At 61.6% G+C, this 15635-nt stretch carries 12 protein-coding genes; 4 read left to right on the top strand and 8 right to left on the bottom strand.

Translation table 11 applies throughout. The annotated features are described in order from the left end of the window. Nucleotide 1 precedes the first annotated feature (1 nt). The 3 genes from VFZ97_06665 to VFZ97_06655 all read right to left on the bottom strand — a co-directional run bounded on the left by VFZ97_06665 (nucleotide 2) and on the right by VFZ97_06655 (nucleotide 7380). Nucleotides 2-2734, bottom strand: a complete 2733-nt coding sequence (locus tag VFZ97_06665) for a DUF1156 domain-containing protein (GenBank protein HEX6393106.1) — start codon at nucleotides 2732-2734, stop codon at nucleotides 2-4. Further along, entirely contained in the window at nucleotides 2734-6117 is a 3384-nt protein-coding gene (locus VFZ97_06660) for a helicase-related protein (protein HEX6393105.1), read from the bottom strand. Before VFZ97_06660 ends, VFZ97_06665 begins: the two co-directional genes overlap by 1 nt. Before the next feature lie 747 nt (nucleotides 6118-6864). Next, nucleotides 6865-7380 carry a hypothetical protein gene (locus tag VFZ97_06655; GenBank protein HEX6393104.1) on the bottom strand — a complete coding sequence of 172 codons (516 nt, stop codon included), beginning with the start codon at nucleotides 7378-7380 and terminating at the stop codon, nucleotides 6865-6867. Between the two features lie 594 nt (nucleotides 7381-7974). Here VFZ97_06655 and VFZ97_06650 point away from each other — a divergent pair. Beyond that, complete coding sequence (locus tag VFZ97_06650; protein HEX6393103.1) at nucleotides 7975-8874, top strand: hypothetical protein; 900 nt, start codon at nucleotides 7975-7977, stop codon at nucleotides 8872-8874. A 599-nt stretch (nucleotides 8875-9473) separates the two neighbouring features. Here VFZ97_06650 and VFZ97_06645 read toward each other — a convergent pair. Further along, on the bottom strand, nucleotides 9474-10133 hold the full coding sequence (locus tag VFZ97_06645) for a hypothetical protein (GenBank protein HEX6393102.1): 660 nt from the start codon (nucleotides 10131-10133) through the stop codon (nucleotides 9474-9476). An 18-nt stretch (nucleotides 10134-10151) separates the two neighbouring features. Beyond that, nucleotides 10152-10745, bottom strand: coding sequence for a helix-turn-helix domain-containing protein (locus VFZ97_06640; GenBank protein ID HEX6393101.1), 594 nt, complete (start codon nucleotides 10743-10745; stop codon nucleotides 10152-10154). Nucleotides 10746-10806: 61 nt separating this feature from the next. Between VFZ97_06640 and VFZ97_06635 the strand changes: the two genes are divergently transcribed. From VFZ97_06635 to VFZ97_06625, 3 genes are all read left to right on the top strand, one after another. Then, nucleotides 10807-11073, top strand: a complete 267-nt coding sequence (locus VFZ97_06635) for a helix-turn-helix transcriptional regulator (protein ID HEX6393100.1) — start codon at nucleotides 10807-10809, stop codon at nucleotides 11071-11073. Between the two features lie 53 nt (nucleotides 11074-11126). Beyond that, the gene (locus VFZ97_06630) at nucleotides 11127-11768 is read left to right on the top strand and encodes a hypothetical protein (protein HEX6393099.1); all 642 of its coding nucleotides are present in this window, start codon (nucleotides 11127-11129) and stop codon (nucleotides 11766-11768) included. Nucleotides 11769-11929: 161 nt separating this feature from the next. Next, nucleotides 11930-12598 carry a hypothetical protein gene (locus tag VFZ97_06625; GenBank protein HEX6393098.1) on the top strand — a complete coding sequence of 223 codons (669 nt, stop codon included), beginning with the start codon at nucleotides 11930-11932 and terminating at the stop codon, nucleotides 12596-12598. A gap of 393 nt (nucleotides 12599-12991) precedes the next feature. Here VFZ97_06625 and VFZ97_06620 read toward each other — a convergent pair whose 3' ends face one another. The 3 genes from VFZ97_06620 to VFZ97_06610 form a co-directional block, all read right to left on the bottom strand. Then, nucleotides 12992-13894 carry a hypothetical protein gene (locus tag VFZ97_06620; protein ID HEX6393097.1) on the bottom strand — a complete coding sequence of 301 codons (903 nt, stop codon included), beginning with the start codon at nucleotides 13892-13894 and terminating at the stop codon, nucleotides 12992-12994. 158 nt (nucleotides 13895-14052) lie between these two features. Then, on the bottom strand, nucleotides 14053-15018 hold the full coding sequence (locus VFZ97_06615; protein HEX6393096.1) for a PASTA domain-containing protein: 966 nt from the start codon (nucleotides 15016-15018) through the stop codon (nucleotides 14053-14055). Beyond that, the gene (locus VFZ97_06610; protein ID HEX6393095.1) at nucleotides 15005-15484 is read right to left on the bottom strand and encodes a sigma-70 family RNA polymerase sigma factor; all 480 of its coding nucleotides are present in this window, start codon (nucleotides 15482-15484) and stop codon (nucleotides 15005-15007) included. Before VFZ97_06610 ends, VFZ97_06615 begins: the two co-directional genes overlap by 14 nt. Nucleotides 15485-15635: the final 151 nt, after the last annotated feature.

Below are 15635 nucleotides of genomic sequence, written 5' to 3'. Positions count from 1 at the left end.
CCTAGACGTTCAACGATCCTTGGCCCATCGGCCCAGCTGCGGCAAGCCTCGACAACTCCGGCCACGCCGCTGCCAGGGCGTTGTATGGGCTGGCTTCCTTCGCCCACTTCTTCGACTCCGCAATCTGGAAGAGCCTGTACGCTAGGTCACGAGCCGCATCCCCGAGTCCCCCCACTCGAGCCAGGAGTTCCGCGGCAGACGCCTCACTATCGTCCATGAGACGGCGAATAAGGTGTTGCGTCACCTCCCAAACGGTCAACCGCGGATCGGTCCTGGGGTCCCACGCGGCGTCAAGTTCTGATCGGTCGAGCAGACGGACCTTACCGCCGCCGGACTTGACGATCCCAGCTCTCACAAGGCCATCGACGGAGACGTTCTTTGCACGGCTCAGGTCATCCGCGCGTCCGTACGAGCCATCGTCCATGCCATGTTCTGAGAACCAGGCGATCGCCCAGCGGGTGTCCTCGTCAAACTCGCCCTCTTGCTCCGCAGTCACCTCATCCAGCACCTGGTTTATTAGCTGGAGTGCCCGACGCACGCTCATTGACCGTCCATCCGGTTCGATTACTCGTTCATATCGAGAGAAGACGGCCATGCCGGGGCCAATAGCGGCCTGAGCAAGGTCAACGGGTGCGATTCCGCCGGACTGAAGAATGCGCAAGTCTTCTCGCAATCGGCCTCGCAGGGCTTGTTGAAACCCGCGCCTGTCGGTCACTCCGGCGTCGAGGGACCTGGAGCGGCACGCGAGGATGATGGACGAAGCAAGAGCGTTCGTTCCTATACCGACCGAACGAGACCCTCGTTCCGTTCGCATTGGCCATGTTGCGGTCACAGAGAGCCCAGCCCCCAAGAGCGCCGTCAACATCTTCTCCCACCCGGTGGATGCAACGGCTTGCCGTGTCCCGGATAATCCTTCTTCCTCAGCATCCGCCTCACTCTGTTTGAATGCATAGAAGACGATCATCGGCGTATCGGTGTCGCTCCCCGACGCCGCTTTAGAGAAAACTCGCGCGAATCCTTGCTCGAAGTGTGCTTCCGCCAAGTCTCGACTTCCGCTATGTCGGAAAGGACTCGCTATGAGTTCCTCAGTCTTCGGAGTGAGAAGCGTGCTAAAGAGGTCCGGGTAAGCCGTATGAAGCGAGCGCCGAAGCCAGACATAGAAGTAGTCACTTAGGTCGGCATAACCAATGTTGTCGTAGTAAGGGGGATCCGTAGCCAGAACATGTCCGGTGAAGTCAACCGACATCGCGTCCGCTTGTCTTACGCATACGGATCCCTTGGCTGGAAGCCGTTCGATCGTTTTGGCCTGAGCTTCTGCGGAGGTTCCTAAATCGCCAGCTGCGGAGGCAAAGGGATTCGCCTCCGCAAAGTCCCATGTCATAGGAAGGGCTTGGCGTGCAAATGTGCTACGGGTAGCGCCTGTCCCGTGCCCTGACCGCCAGGTCACAATCGTGGACAAATCATCTGCAATGGAACTGCATACGAATGCCAGGTATGTAGCTACAGCGTTCGCATAGTCGTGGTCTCCGCCGGAATCCGTGAGAATTAGCGCCCGAGCCTCGGAAACCAAGTCGGTCAGCGTACAAAGGGTCGTGAGTTGTCGGTTCGTGAAAAGGTCCGAGTGGCCTGTCATCCCATACAACTGAACCCTAAAGCCCAAAGCCTGTTCTGGAAGCTCGGTATCCGGAGCACCATTCGGCCGGTCTAGTAAGCCCGCAGATTCTTGGTTCGGATCCGGAGGTAGATACTCCCGCTTGCGATTGCCTTCAGTGACCACAGCCATCAGTTGTGCTCCCAAGCGTCCCGCCTTGCCTTCGGAGCGTATGTAAGGGAGCGACGTAGGACTATTGCAGAAAAGGCAAACCGCCCCAGTTCGGGTTACTGTCCCTTCAACGGGTGGACCGGACTTTCCGTGACCAATGTCAAAGCGAATGCGGTTGGTGGTGACATCACGAATAGGGTTCACCCAGGTTTCGGTTCCTGCTTTCGTATTGAGCCAGAAGGAACGGGCCAGAGGAACCAGAGCTCCGCAGGCGGGGTTCTGACAAGTAACTGTGCGAGCCCAAAGCCAGGCGATGACCTTCGCTTGTCTACCGTCTGGGAGGTTGGCCTTGGGATAGAGATGACCGATTCGCTCTTCTGCTTGGCCTCGCATCCAGTTGCCGTACCAGCGAACATCGTCGGCTAGACCGGCGGAACCCGTCCAGCCTTCCAAACGTAAGCGATCGTGATCCATCGGATGGACGGGAGCACGTCCAGAGAACCGGTTGGGAATCTCGGTCAGGGCTTTAGTGATCAGAACCGCAACGGGATTGAGATCGCTGGCGTCTACCTCAACACCTAGACGTTGGGCCTCAAGCGGGATGGAGCCACCTCCGCAGAAAGGGTCCATGATGCGAGGAACAGCCTCTGGATAACACTTTCTTATCTCGGCCCGAGCTTCCTCAAGCAGCTTCTCGTCAGTAGACGCCTCCCAAGGAACGAGGCGCTCGATGATTCGAAACAGGCGCTGCCGTTCGGCGTCTTGGGCTTCTTCTGTTGGAAATCGTTCGGGGTGCGCCGACGGATCGTCCACTAGCTGAGCGAATAGGACGGCACGACAGGCGGCAAGGGGTCTGCGGGCCCACCAAAGGTGCAGTGTGGAAGGGTGCCCTTGGCGGATTGACTTTTCGCGGGCTGCTTCTTTGTTGATGAGGTCGAGGGGCAGAGCGACTTCTATGAGCTTGGTGGCCATCAGATGTCCTGCGGTGTGGCCCGTTGCCAGTACGGCGTCCAGGCGAGGGTGGTTGAGGTGGTATCGAACGGCAGTCTGACATCGGCACCAAACGGCTTCATCAGATACCTGACTCGGTCATGGTCAGGCCCGTCCTCGGAAACATCGACCATCGCGAGGACGTAAGCATCGGGGATGTTCGCGGCGAACCGGAGCTCGTTCTGCGTGACGACGAAGGTCCTCGCGCTGGACACCCGGCCCTTCACCTCGAGGAAGGTGATCGTTCCGTCCTGCGCGGTGGACCGAACGTCGTATCCCGGATTGAAATGCGGCATCTCCTTCGCGGTCCTGCCAGCTTCTGCTTCGATCCGTAGGACGGCGTCTACGGCTCGTCGCTCGACTTCTTCGGTGTCAATGGTCGGGGGTCGATGTCCGACCGGAGTGCCGCCCGCAAGGAGTCGAGCAGGGAGTACCAGCGCTGCTCCAACGACAACAGGGGGTTGGGAGGCCAGCTGGGCCTCCCTGTCGAGTTCGCCCAGCCGCGTCTGTTTGCGACGTTGTAGTTCGTCGGCTCGGGAAGCAGCCCGGTCGGGATTCATCCGAGGCGTTTTCCCGGCGTCGGCTTGGAGTTGGAGGTCGCTAGCCCGGTGGTCCCAGTACGTGATTTCCCTGGTAAGGCGGGCCTGGACAGCAGCCTTGACCTTCTCGACACGCTCCAGTGTGTTCTGGCGCACCTCGGCAAGATGTTCGGAGGCAAGGGTGTCTATGCCGTAGTCCAAGGCGCGGCTTTCGATGTCGCCGCCTAGCCAGGTCATTTTGGGGAGGAGTTCCTTGATGCGGCTCGCCTCGTCCTCTGTGGGTGCTCTCGCGTCGAGGTATGGGGCATAGCCAGCGGGCCGGAGTTCACCGGAATCAGTTATCTCGACGAATTGGAACCGGCGCGAGACGGTACGCCGATTACCGCCAGGGTCCGTGCGAGCGTCGGTGACCGCATGCTCAAGGAAGACGAGCACCGCAGGTTCCCGTCGAGTCTCCGAGGGATCAACCAGTACCGCTCCTTCCTCTAGAAGCATGCTGTGGCGCTCGGTGATGATGTCGAGAACGGCCTCTAGTAGCGGATGGCCGGGTGCGACGAGCTCGGCTAGGGGTACGCCTTCTTGGCGAATGAGAGCCTTGTCGAAAGTGACGCGCTGATAACGGGGGAGCACGGGAACGGTGTTACCGATGAGCCGGTCGCGGTGCCGTATCTCGGCGGGAACGAAGGTGACTTCATATCTGCTGCTCTCCCGGTCTGACATCCGACCACCGAGATTGCCGAAGGCTTGTGCAAACCAGGCGTGGACATATCCGGGTTGAAGTTTGCGGGCTTCGGCTTCGAGCATGTCAGCTCGTATTCGTTCGAGATCGGCGGTGCTGATGATTTCCGAGCTGAGGGCATGCTGCTGCACCAGTTCGGCCAGTCCCTCACCGACCCTGCCGTCGATAACCTCGTCGAGTTGGGCTTTGACTTCTGGGCGGTCGCCGTAGCGGATGGCCTGGATGAGTAGGTCCTTGAGTTCGCTGCCGGGCAGGGCGTCGCCGAGTACGTCGAAGACCTGGTCCTTGCCGAGCGATTCACGCATCTCGCTCAGCTTGTCGAGGAGCCGTGCATACACCTGACCCTCACGGGTTTCGGTGGCGACCAGGTTCCAGAGGTGACAGACCTCGGTCTGGCCGATGCGGTGGACCCGACCGAATCGCTGCTCGATCCTGTTCGGGTTCCAGGGCAGGTCGTAGTTGACCAGCAGATGAGCGCGCTGAAGGTTGAGTCCTTCTCCCGCGGCATCTGTCGCGACGAGGATGGTGCAGTCGGGGTCCTGTGTAAATCGTTCCTGGATCACACGGCGCTGTTCTCGGGGCACTCCCCCGTGAATCGCTACCACGGCTTCGGCCTTGCCGAGATAAGAGCTCAGTTTGGTGACCAGGTAGTTGAGGGTGTCGCGGTGCTCGGTGAACACGATCAGCTTCCGGCGCGCACCGCTGTGGTCGAACATCTCCGGTTCGTCGCCCAGCACCGTCAGCAGCTGAGTCCACTTCTTGTCCACGCCGGACTTCCTGACGGCGTCGGCTCGGCCCTCCAGCCGGGTGAGCGTGGCGATTTCAGCTTCCAGTTCGGCGAGAGTGCGGGCGCTCGTTGCCTCGTCAACCAGCTGCTCCTCCAGCTCCTCGAGCTCTTCACCTTCGAGATCTTCGATGTCCTCGTCAAGGTCTTCTATATCTACTGCCAGCTGCTGATTGGCGAGGATGGACGCCACCCTGGTCTGTGCCTTGGCCTCCCGCGCTCGGTCCTCAAGCCGCTTCCGCCGCCGCGCCAAGGATTGGTAGATCGCCTCGGGACTCGACGCCAAGCGACGTTGCAGAACTGTAACCGCGAATCCGACCCGGTTACCCCGCCGGCCCTCACCTTCGTCTTTCAGACGATCCGCCCGGCCCATCTCCTCGGCCACGTAGTCGGTGACCTCGGCGTAGAGCAGCATTTCAGCGTCCGTCAGCTCGTAGTCGACCGTGTAGGCCCTCCGTTCGGGAAACAGGGGCCGACCATCGAAGCGGAGGAGCTTCTCCTTAACCATCCGACGCATCAGGTCGGATGTGTCGGCCGTGTGGACTCCGTCTCGCTGTTTGCCCTCGAAGCGGTCAGCGTCGAGGAGGGCCATGAACAACTGGAAATCTTCCTCTTTCCCTGCATGGGGAGTGGCGGTCATAAGCAACAAGTGGCGAGCAACGGCCCCCAGGGCTTTGCCGAGCCGGTATCGCTTGGTTTCTTTGACCTCATTGCCGAAATAGTGAGCGGCCATCCGATGAGCTTCGTCGACAACCACCAAGTCCCAGTCCGACGCGGCCAGATGCTCGACGAGATCGTCCCGGCGAGATAGGTGGTCAAGTCGCGCGAGAAGCAGCGGTCGCTCGAAGAACGGATCACCGGTACGGGACGCCTCAATTAGGTCCTTGGTCAAGATGTCGAAGCTGAGGCCGAACTTCTCATACAACTCGTCCTGCCACTGAGCTACCAGACCACCGGGAGCAACTACCAGGCACCTCTGGAGATCCCCTCGAAGCATGAGCTCCTTGATGTAGAGGCCGGCCATGATCGTCTTGCCGGCTCCGGGGTCGTCAGCGAGACAGAACCGCAAGGGCTGGCGCGGCAGCATCTCCCCGTAGACCGCGGTGATCTGGTGGGGGAGAGGCTCGATTAGTGAGAGGTGGACCGCGAGCCTGGGATCGAACAGGTAGGCCAGTCGAATCCGTCGCGCTTCAGCGACCAGCCGGAACAAAGCCGGATCGCCCGTAAATGACCATTGGCGACTAGCGCCGGCCTCGAGTCCGAGAAAGTCCTCCTGGTCTCGGTAGACGACCTGTTCATCCACCCGACCGCTCGTGGTCCGATAGGTGACAACGCGGCTGCGAGTACCGGCCCACCGAACAGCCACAACCGTCACGGCCTCGCCAGGAATCAGGCCCCTCACGACAGCGTCAGGAACGAGCTCCTCTAACCTCGCCGGCACCGCGTCTGCCCCGCACTCACGACGATCAGTATTGCAGGAGGGTGGGACAGTTCGACGGAAGCAGGAAAAATGAGGTGATTGTCGCCTTTGCGCCGGTTTTGGGAAAGCTGACTGAGCGAGTTCGGCCCCTAGGGCCGCTGAGCAAAATGGGAGGTACTTGCTACCCGAAGTTCAAGGTGCGGTGACAACCTGTCGACGCCGGTAGTAGGCGACAGTTGATATTTGGAGGGGCAGATGTTCATTCGGTTGGAGCTTGGCAGTCTGTTGGCGCGGCGAGTCGTGTGAACCATGCTGACTGAGAAAGAGTGGGCAGCGGGTCGGTTGTGTGACGACGACAATCTGCCTTACTGCCAACGATGCAAGCCCAAGCCTTATCCCCCGACCGTTTACGTATCGAGTGGGTCAACCGCATTCCATGCACATCCGTCTTGCGAAATGCTGCTTAGAGGGCAGGACAAAGTTGAGGAGCGAGGCGGATCCAGAGGCGACATCGTTCCAATGAACCTGGAAGTCGCTATCGGCTCACGGCATCTACCGTGCCTGGGCTGTTTTCCGAAATCACGGGGACGGGTTTAAAGCGGAGGGAGAACTCCCCCATCGAACTGGTGGTTACCAGTTGTTCTGGATCCACAGAGTGCGCAATCGTTCGGGGAAGTTTGTGTCCGACATCCGCCTCGGCCGGCGGACACCCACAACGCCCTCGTCGGAGCCGATCTTGACGATGGCGTCGATCTGCTCCCCGGTCCACAAGCGGCGACCGGCGTCACCCAGGGTTCCACGTATCCCCGGGGTTCGGAAACCGCTGTCGAGGATGACGCGCGTCTCGATCCACTTCCGAATCGTTGAGGCCTTCTTGCCGGTGGCCGCCGCCAAGGCACCGATGCCGTAGAGACGGACCGTCTCGTCACAGAATAGATAGTCACGGAATAGGCGTTGGTCGTCGTGCCACCCGCCTTCGCCCGCGGTCTCAATTGGTGTGAGCGGGCTGGCTCTTTCTTCTTGGCCGGTGGCTCTCGACCTCCTGTCTTCGTTGGCGTCCGGCACCATGTGGCCACGAAAGGGTGACCACACCCTGGGATTCTCATTCGAGCGGACCGGATCCCCCGCGGCGTTGTAAGCGAGCACAACTCGACCATATCGAGCCGAGCGCTGCTCATCTGGGCGGTGCGACAGTACCCAAGGAACGCGTGAACGAGTTACTAATAGAGGCACAGTTGATAACGGCCAAAGTTGCATCAAGGCACGAGGGCAGTTGCGAACAGTCAGGACGGCATCGCTGGGCCTAGTTGATCCTGATCCTCTTTTCGGAAGTGCCTCAATCCCCGCTCGGGACAATGATCTCCTGGACCCAACAGTCTTGGATTCGGCCTCTAGTAGTTACTACTTCTCCGCCCGAGTGGGCGCGAGAAGCAATGTCTTCCTCGATGGAGCCGCTGCGCCAGATCCAGGACGCTGGGGAGTCGTCCAGCTGCTGACGAGTGACTGGACCCGCCCTCTCGCACTCTGAATCGCAAACTCAGAGCCCAGGGAGAAGTCGGCCTTCCCCGCACTCCTTCCCGGATCGCCTGCCCGTAGGCCCCACTGCCGGGGTCTTCAGAGCCTCTGCAAACGGAGGTGCTCGTTTTTCCGCTTTTGCAAGCCCAACTTTCGCTGCCCGTCAAAACCAGGACCGACCAAACGCTCTCACGTCGCACCCCAGTCGTACACTTGGGGAGCACTATGGCAGGGGCCGCCGGTGCTATGGCAGAGAGGGCGCTAAGGGAACGCCATCGCGACCAGTGGCCGCGCAATCTCTACGTTTACGACCGGGACGAGATACGCACCGCGACAGGTCGGAAGCTTCTGCTGGAGACCCCGGGCGGGGACTTGTCCGTCGCCGCCGAGTACAAGTCGGTCGAGGACGGCGAGCTCGACTTGAGCGGGTTGCAGTTCAAGGTCGTGGCTGGGTCGGTGCACGAGAAGCTGCCGGCCTTGGCGATCCAGTTCACCCATCCCCCCAACCACCCGTGGGCGTTCCGACTCTGGCCGCTGAACAAGATTGCTACGGCTTTCGCTCCGGTAGAGCTCACCGAACAGCGTTACGTGCAGCTGCTCTACCTCCTCCAGCGAGGTACGGCCTCGGCCGGCGGTGCGGTGACTCTCGACGGCGCGGAGTTCGCTCCTTGGGAGGAGCTCGCCCACCTCGACGACGCCTGGCCTCCAGAGAGCCCCTGGCCGACGGTCAAGGAGGCGTTCCCTGATGAGACCAGCGGGAAGAGCCCCGGCGACCTATTCCTACAAACCGCCCAGGAGTTCGCCGTTCGACGTGGCCGCGACCCTGTACCGAACCGGAAACTGGCGGACGTCGAACTGTTACTCGCCAAGAAGGCGGCCCTCGGGGCATTCAAGTCTGAGGCAACGCAGGAGACCGCCGCAGCGGACGTCCTTGTCCCTGTGGCTGCACCAGTGAGCCTCAAGTCCACCACACAGAGCCGGGACAGGTTTGACCGGCTCTGCTACCAACTCGATCGCTTCTACGGGAAGATGTGGCTTGAGGAACGCCCGTCGAATGACGGTCGGGACATGTGGAGCCCGTGGGATGAGGACGGTAAACCTCGCTGGCAGCGCCCATCCGCCTAGACGATGAACTCGACCTCAAGGCGATCGGGATGCAGAAGTTGCGGCTCTTGATGGCCGACCCCACCATGATCGAACAGCAGAGCTCAATGATCCAGGCTCGCTTGTTGTCGGTGTCGACGCGGAGGCAGGCAGCTCGTCCTCCGACACCTCCCGCCTCGCCAGCTCGACGCCGGCGCTCCACGACGCTGTCGGCGAGCTCCTGGATGCTCGCTTCTGAGCGTTGTGCACCGCGGTGGAGGAAGGCGAGCCTTGCGGCGGCCCCATCCCCGCCGAACCACCAGTGATCAAACCCTGAGCGGATGACCTTGCGAACCTTACCGAGTTGTGACGGGGCGAATCCTCACTCGAGTACGACGTTCGGCCCTCGACTCTTGAGCGCCTCGGCCGCCGGCTTCACATTTCCCGGTGTCGGATCGAGCAGTGCTTGGACTGCGGTGCCCGCGGGGAGTGCTCAGTCTTAATATGAAGGTATTCGTGTTCGCGAGTTAGCCAGCGACAGAAGAACGACTTGCCGGCCCCGGCACGCGGGTGATCAGAAGGTGGGCCATCTCCCCATTATCCATATGGCCTGAGACGGCCACGGCTCGACCGGAAAGGGCTTAGGGCTCCGGGTGCTCCAGTTGCTCGATCTCCTCACTGAGCGCTGCAACCTTCGCTTCGGCGGTCTTGAGCCGTGCTTGCAGCTGGCTCAACCTGGGGGAGTCCGGCCCGGTCTTCACGGGAACGGGTGGCTGAGCGACCCGGCCGACCGGTTTCGCCGCAACGATGACGGCAGGATCGAGTCCGCACTCCGCACAGCGGTGGCTGCCATGGAACGCCTGCTGGACCGTCTCGTAGCTGATGTGGGCGGTCGCCTCCACGACGTGCCCGCAGAAGAGCCGGAGGCTCCACCGCATCACCTGGTGATCAGGTGTCCGCGATGCGCTTAGGAACCGTAGGAGAACTCGGGTGACATGGGCCCTGAGTTCCTCAGGCGCCTCTCGACCCAGTGACGGGCCACTCTCCTCGAGATAGCCACCGTCGGCTCTGACGGGGAAGACCTGGCGCGGAGGATGCACATGACCAGGACCGTCGTCATCGTGGCAATGCGACATGTAGGCCCCGGCTTGCTCTCCAACCGTGTGCTGGTGGTAGTGCATCCGTCGTACCGAGTCCCGCACATTCTCGGCGTCATGCTGCCGTCGGATGTCCCGCTTCGACGGTTCGTGGGGGAGAGCGGGATCACCAACGGGCTTGTGAACCTCATGTGGCTGCGTCACAGCGGCACTGATTGGTACCTACGGCTGCTTTCTCTTCTTGATGATCCGCAGCTTGGGATTCGTATGGGGCCTGCCGCGGGACTTTTCCATGAACTCCAACAGGTCGGCCTCGGCTATTCGGATCGAGCTGCCGATCCGCGCAGCCTTGAGCGATCCGTCGGCTATCCGCCGTCGAACTGTCTTGGTGGACATTTTCAGGGCTTCAGCGACCTCTCCGACGGTGAAGAACTTGGGCCGCTTGTCCGACCCGTTGATGTCGATGGTTCGATGTGTCTTTGTCCGCACAGGCTCGACACGGACCGTCGCGGCAACCCCCGCTGACTGAACCGCGGAGACTTGCTCTGGTCGCACGCCCGTGACGCGGTTGATGACGGTCTGAGGAACTACGCCAGCTATGGCAGCGATTCGCCGGTAGCTCAGGCCCCAGGAGGAAAGGAGCGCCATGTCGACGCCCTGATCGCGCGTTTCCCGCTCCAGTTCCTCCCTCAAAGCTGTAATCCTGGGCTCCCTCTCCACCACCTGCGCTTTTATGACCCCCATATGTTCGACGTCAGGCGTGTCCTTGGCGGTTTTCGGACCTTCGCCGGGGTGTCGGATGGGTCCAGTGGGCATGGGCAGGGGATGTTACCCCGATTCTGTCGACCCCGAGTAGGAGGTCCTCTCGACTGTCTGGGTGGCCGGAACCGGGAAGGGCGTCACGCCTCGTCAGCGATTATTCGGTGATCGGGTGCGGCAACGGCGGCTCGCCCTCGACCTGTCCCAGGAAGGGCTTGCGCACAAAGCTGGACTGCACCGGACCTACATCGGCTCCCTCGAGACTGGCGACCGCAACCCCAGCCTCGACCTCATCGCCCGCCTTGCCAAAGCGCTGGGCTGCGACGCCGCTGATCTGGTCAAGGGGACCCAATCACTGCCGGGGCGAGAAGCTCCCAGCTGTTGAAATCCGGTCCGAGGTCTGTCGCGTACTGACCACTCTTGTCCCGTTGATTCCGGGTGCTGCTGGCGACGATGTCGGGTGCCAGGCAACCGGACGACTGGAAGGGACCAGGCCGCGACCGGGTAGCGGGTCTGGGGCTTCGGCTGGTCTGTCACGATGTCGGCTTGCACTCCGAAATAATCCAGATACATCAGGACTTCGATTGGGTGACACAGGTTGCCGTTCCATTCGGTGCGGCAGTAATCGGCGCCGTAGCCGTTCTGCTCGCCACGGACCGACAGGTAAAAGCCAGCGCTCGGGAGATTCAAGGACAGCTCGCCGCACAGAGAAAGGCCCAGCAACAGGAGAGCGAGGCAGCCGACCTCGACATGATGGAGTCGGCGCGACAGGAGTTGAGAGTCAACGTCGAGGCGCTCCAACGGACACCCCTGTTCGCACTCTCAACCGAGTTCACTCACCGACTTCTGGCGTCCGGGCGGATCAGAGGAGTCGATGAGCAATCTCTCTTGACGCAGGGATTTCTTTCGGGCGAGCGGTTCAACGCCTACCTCGCAATGGCTGGACCCGGAACAGAGGCCGTCGTTCAGCGCACTGCCAAGCAGACCGCGCTCGATATGGCGAATGCCGAGCAGGCGATTATGAGGCTCCTGTCGTTGCGATCGCCATCGGCTCCTGATCCTCCTCGTCGTGGGAATTAGCGGTTGGGTCCACGGGACACTGACCCGAGCTGCGTGGGAGCCGACCCACCGTGCAGTCAATGAACTGTCGGAGCGACTGACAGCGATTCGGACCGTTCTATAGAGGCACACCCAACTAACCATCCGCGGCTGGTCCACGCGCCCGATTTACCATCGCATCGGTGGTCGCGGCCGGGCATGGGTTCCTTCGCTGGCTGGACGTCCATTCAGGGGCGCTCCAGTTCTTCGCCGCCCTCGTGCTGGTCGCTGTGACCGCTGTCTATGTGGTCCTGACGCGCGGGCTCGTTGAGGCAACCAAGCGAGAGATTGACGTCAACCAGCAGCTAGTCGCGGTTGGTCGCACCCCAATCCTGACAGTCGAAGTGACGCCCCAACCATTCGTGCGGTCAGATGGAACAGGGCTTGGTCATCTCAGCAGGGAGGACTTTTACGCGACCGGAATGAGGCTGACAGTTCAATTCGCGATATTCAACCACGGACCCGGACCGGCGATGGTCAACGCTTTCCGCGAGTCTGAGCGCGGGTCCATCACGTTCTCTGGCCGCTCCGGGCCGATCATGGTGCCCGAGGGCCAGCACCGAAACGCCGACTGGACCCACTACTGCCCAGGGAGCGAGGTTGCGGGCTTCGAGCCGGACTCGACTTTCGTGAGCGTGCGCATCACTTCGACCGCGGCGGCCGATACGGGGGTCCGCGACGACCATCACTGGGACGGGACGGTCCTGCTAACGCTTCAGGGTGACAGCTATCCGTCCGGCGGATCGACCCTGGTCGGACCGCCATATACAAGCCAGCAACGGCGGTTCGTTCGGCCATTGTCTGGCGAGTGATGTCAACGGATTTGTCAACGCAACTTGACCGCGGCACCCTCTGACAACCTCACCAGACTTAAAACGGTCGAGACTCTCAGTTGAGTTGACCTGCCCAAACTCTCTGAACCCTCCCAGACCTTATGAGCCGGGCCGGATTGAGGGGCTAGTGGGAGCAATCCCGTGGGGGTTCAAGTCCCCCCTCCGACACCACCTGCGATCGCAGCCGGTCGTCGGATTCCACGTTGCCTGGGTCCACTCGATGGAGCTTCGATCTGCCACGCTGTCCTACCGTACGGGTCGGCTGGCTCGAGTTCTGGAATGGGCCGTGCGATGAAAGCTCGCCCTGATGTTCACGAAGCGCCATCCGCGCGGTCGTTCACTGCCGATCGCCGATAAGGACAGCGAGAGCGGTCAGGATTCGGTTCGCGACTCGGGGTCGTCTGGTTCCGCTTCGATCCGGCCGGGCGACCAGGTAACGCCGAGCGAGCTGAGGTAGCGAAGGTGGTAGAGGAGGATGACGGCCGTGAGTCCGCTGAGCACCAGGAAGGTGATGAGGTTTCTCACTCCGTCAGCGTGGCCCGAGGTTTCGTTCACCCCCGGTGCGATCGCACGAAAGATATTGTCTGCTGCGAGGGGAGCGAATACCAGCAGGGACAGGACGGCAAGTCCGGCGATCAGGTACCCATAGGTGACGGGTAGCCGACCTAGCGGGGGTTGATCTAACCCGATTTCCATAACCATGGTCCGCCCTCGACGCCACAGCAGCAAGTAACCAATTGCTGCTGCCACCCCGAATAGGCCCGCTAGGACCGAAACGGAAATGAAATGATTCGTGTCATCCGTGGGCGCAACCAAGTCTGTCGTCGAGCCGCTGACGATGCCGCCATCACCAGAGGATGCTTGTGCGTTCTCAATGGATTGGCAGAACGCGCTCAGACCTGACGCGCCGTTCGATCCGGGGACTGCGGCAGGCGGTCGGAGGGCGCTACCAGGCGATGGGAGGGTGTTCGGGGGAGGCGTTGAAGGTGACGTTGAACCGGAAGGGGGCGGGCAAGGGAAGCCGCTGGTGCCGGTGTCGATGCTCTGAGGCGCAGGCCCCACCAACTCGCTCACGGAATGGGTTACGACACCTGCCATGCTGACTGCTGTTGCCAGGGTGACCAAGCTGAGGCCGAAGACGAAGTACGCGACCGCATGGGCCCGGCCAGCGCGGACCGCGGAGGCGATAACCACAACGATCACAGTCAGGACGGCCACGGCCAACAAGATCCCCAGGATCGGCGAGAAGAACGTTGAGGTGGTCACGAAGCTCATGCGACTGCCCCTTTCCAGCCGACGAACCGTCTCTCGGCTAAGCAGATTGTTACCACACGGACGACACCCGCTATCGCGCCGACCTCTTGACGGCTTGTTCGGCTCCAGGCTCACGGTGGTCCACAAGGAGCGAGTGTCCCATAACCTCGACCGCGCCACTAACGAGCCGATGTGGTGGACACCGGAGGCGGCCCCGCCGAAACGGTAAGTGACACGTGGGCGCCCGCCGGAGCGATCGTTCCTGCGGCCGGGGTTTCAGCAATCACGTCGCCCTGGGGCGCCACGGTGGTTGTCGAGTATTCGACCGCCACTACGAATCCCAAGGATTCCAGCGTCGTTCGGGCAGTCCCCACCGACTCGTCGACGAGGCGCGGGATACTGACCAGCGACGAGCTGGTCGGCGGAGTGACGGTGGTGGGGAGCGGTCCTACTGGCGATGGGCTGCTGGTGATCTGACCCGTCGCGGTGTCGAGATCCGCTTCGGGGCCTGGCATTGACGAGAACGACTCGAGCATCGGGGCGGTGGGGCCGGAGGCGATCAGTTCTTCAGGACCTCGAAGATCGCTCACCAACAAGACGGTGACCACCCAGTCGGTATGGCCGTTGGTGCACCCGTGGATGACCGCGCAGTTGTTGGGGCCGACCTGGAAGATGACGTAGATGGGAGTGTCGGAGTTGAAGACAGGGATATCGGGTGGGCTCCCGATCTTCATGGTTCCCGGCGGATACCCCTGCGACGCCGCCCAAGAAGCGTAGGCACCGAACGCGGTCTCCTTTAGCTGCACCCTCGAGACCCCCGAAATCCAGCTACCCGGGTGGGCGTAATTGTGAAGCATTTTCACAACCGTGGGACTGGCCGAGAAGTTGGAGGGTTTAGGCGGAACGGAGCTAATCGAGCCTGTCACCGTCACCGTCTGCGTGCCAGTACGACCGTGACCGAGCGCGACCAGCGCTCCGACCGCAGCGCTACCCGCAAGGACGCCCGCCAGAAGTATCTGGGCTGCCCGGCGTCGCCTGCGTAGCCGACGAGCGCGAACAGCTACGCGGCCTCGGGAATCCTGTGTCGGAACGTCGAGTGCATCGGCCCCTTGCTGGAGGAGTGTGCGTAAATCAGAGGTTTGCATCGCTCCGGCTCCTCCCGATTGCTTGGCCGAGTACGCCTAGCGACTGGTGCAAGGTGGCTTTGACCGTTCCGACCTTGCAGCCGAGAGCTTTTGCCACGTCCTCGAGCGATAGGTCAGCGAGATAGCGCAAGACGACCGCCCTTCTCTGCCGAGGGGTCAGAAGGTTCAAGAGGGTCAGGACCAGTATTCGGTTAGTGATTTCTTCGGCTTCGTCCCGCTCGCGTCGAGCAGCGCTGAGAAGCGGTATCCGATCCCTGAACGCTCGGCGGCGTTCGTAGCGGAGCGCAGCGACGTAGACCCAGGCTGCGGGGTGCTCCATCGTCTGAACGAGACCCCATCGCGCTAATGCTCGACTGAACCCCTCTTGGGATGCGTTCTCCGCCGTCCGGCGGTCACCGAACGCGAGCGCCAACGCCCGGGTCACTGACTGATACTCCTGGGCGAAGAAAGCCTCGAAATCCGACACGGCGCACCTACTCAGGATTAAGTCGCCACACCACCAGAAGGTTTAGTCCGTAATCCACCGTGGGTACCTTCCGCCCGCTGGGTTCGGCCGCGAGCCTGAGGTAGTCAGGGGTCCAGAAGGTCCGTTGGTGCGGTCATTTCTCCTGGACGAA

Source organism: Acidimicrobiales bacterium (assembly GCA_036378675.1).
GTDB lineage: Bacteria > Actinomycetota > Acidimicrobiia > Acidimicrobiales > Palsa-688 > DASUWA01.
Note: the sequence above shows the minus strand (reverse complement) of the source record. Positions and strands in the feature narration are given on the sequence as shown.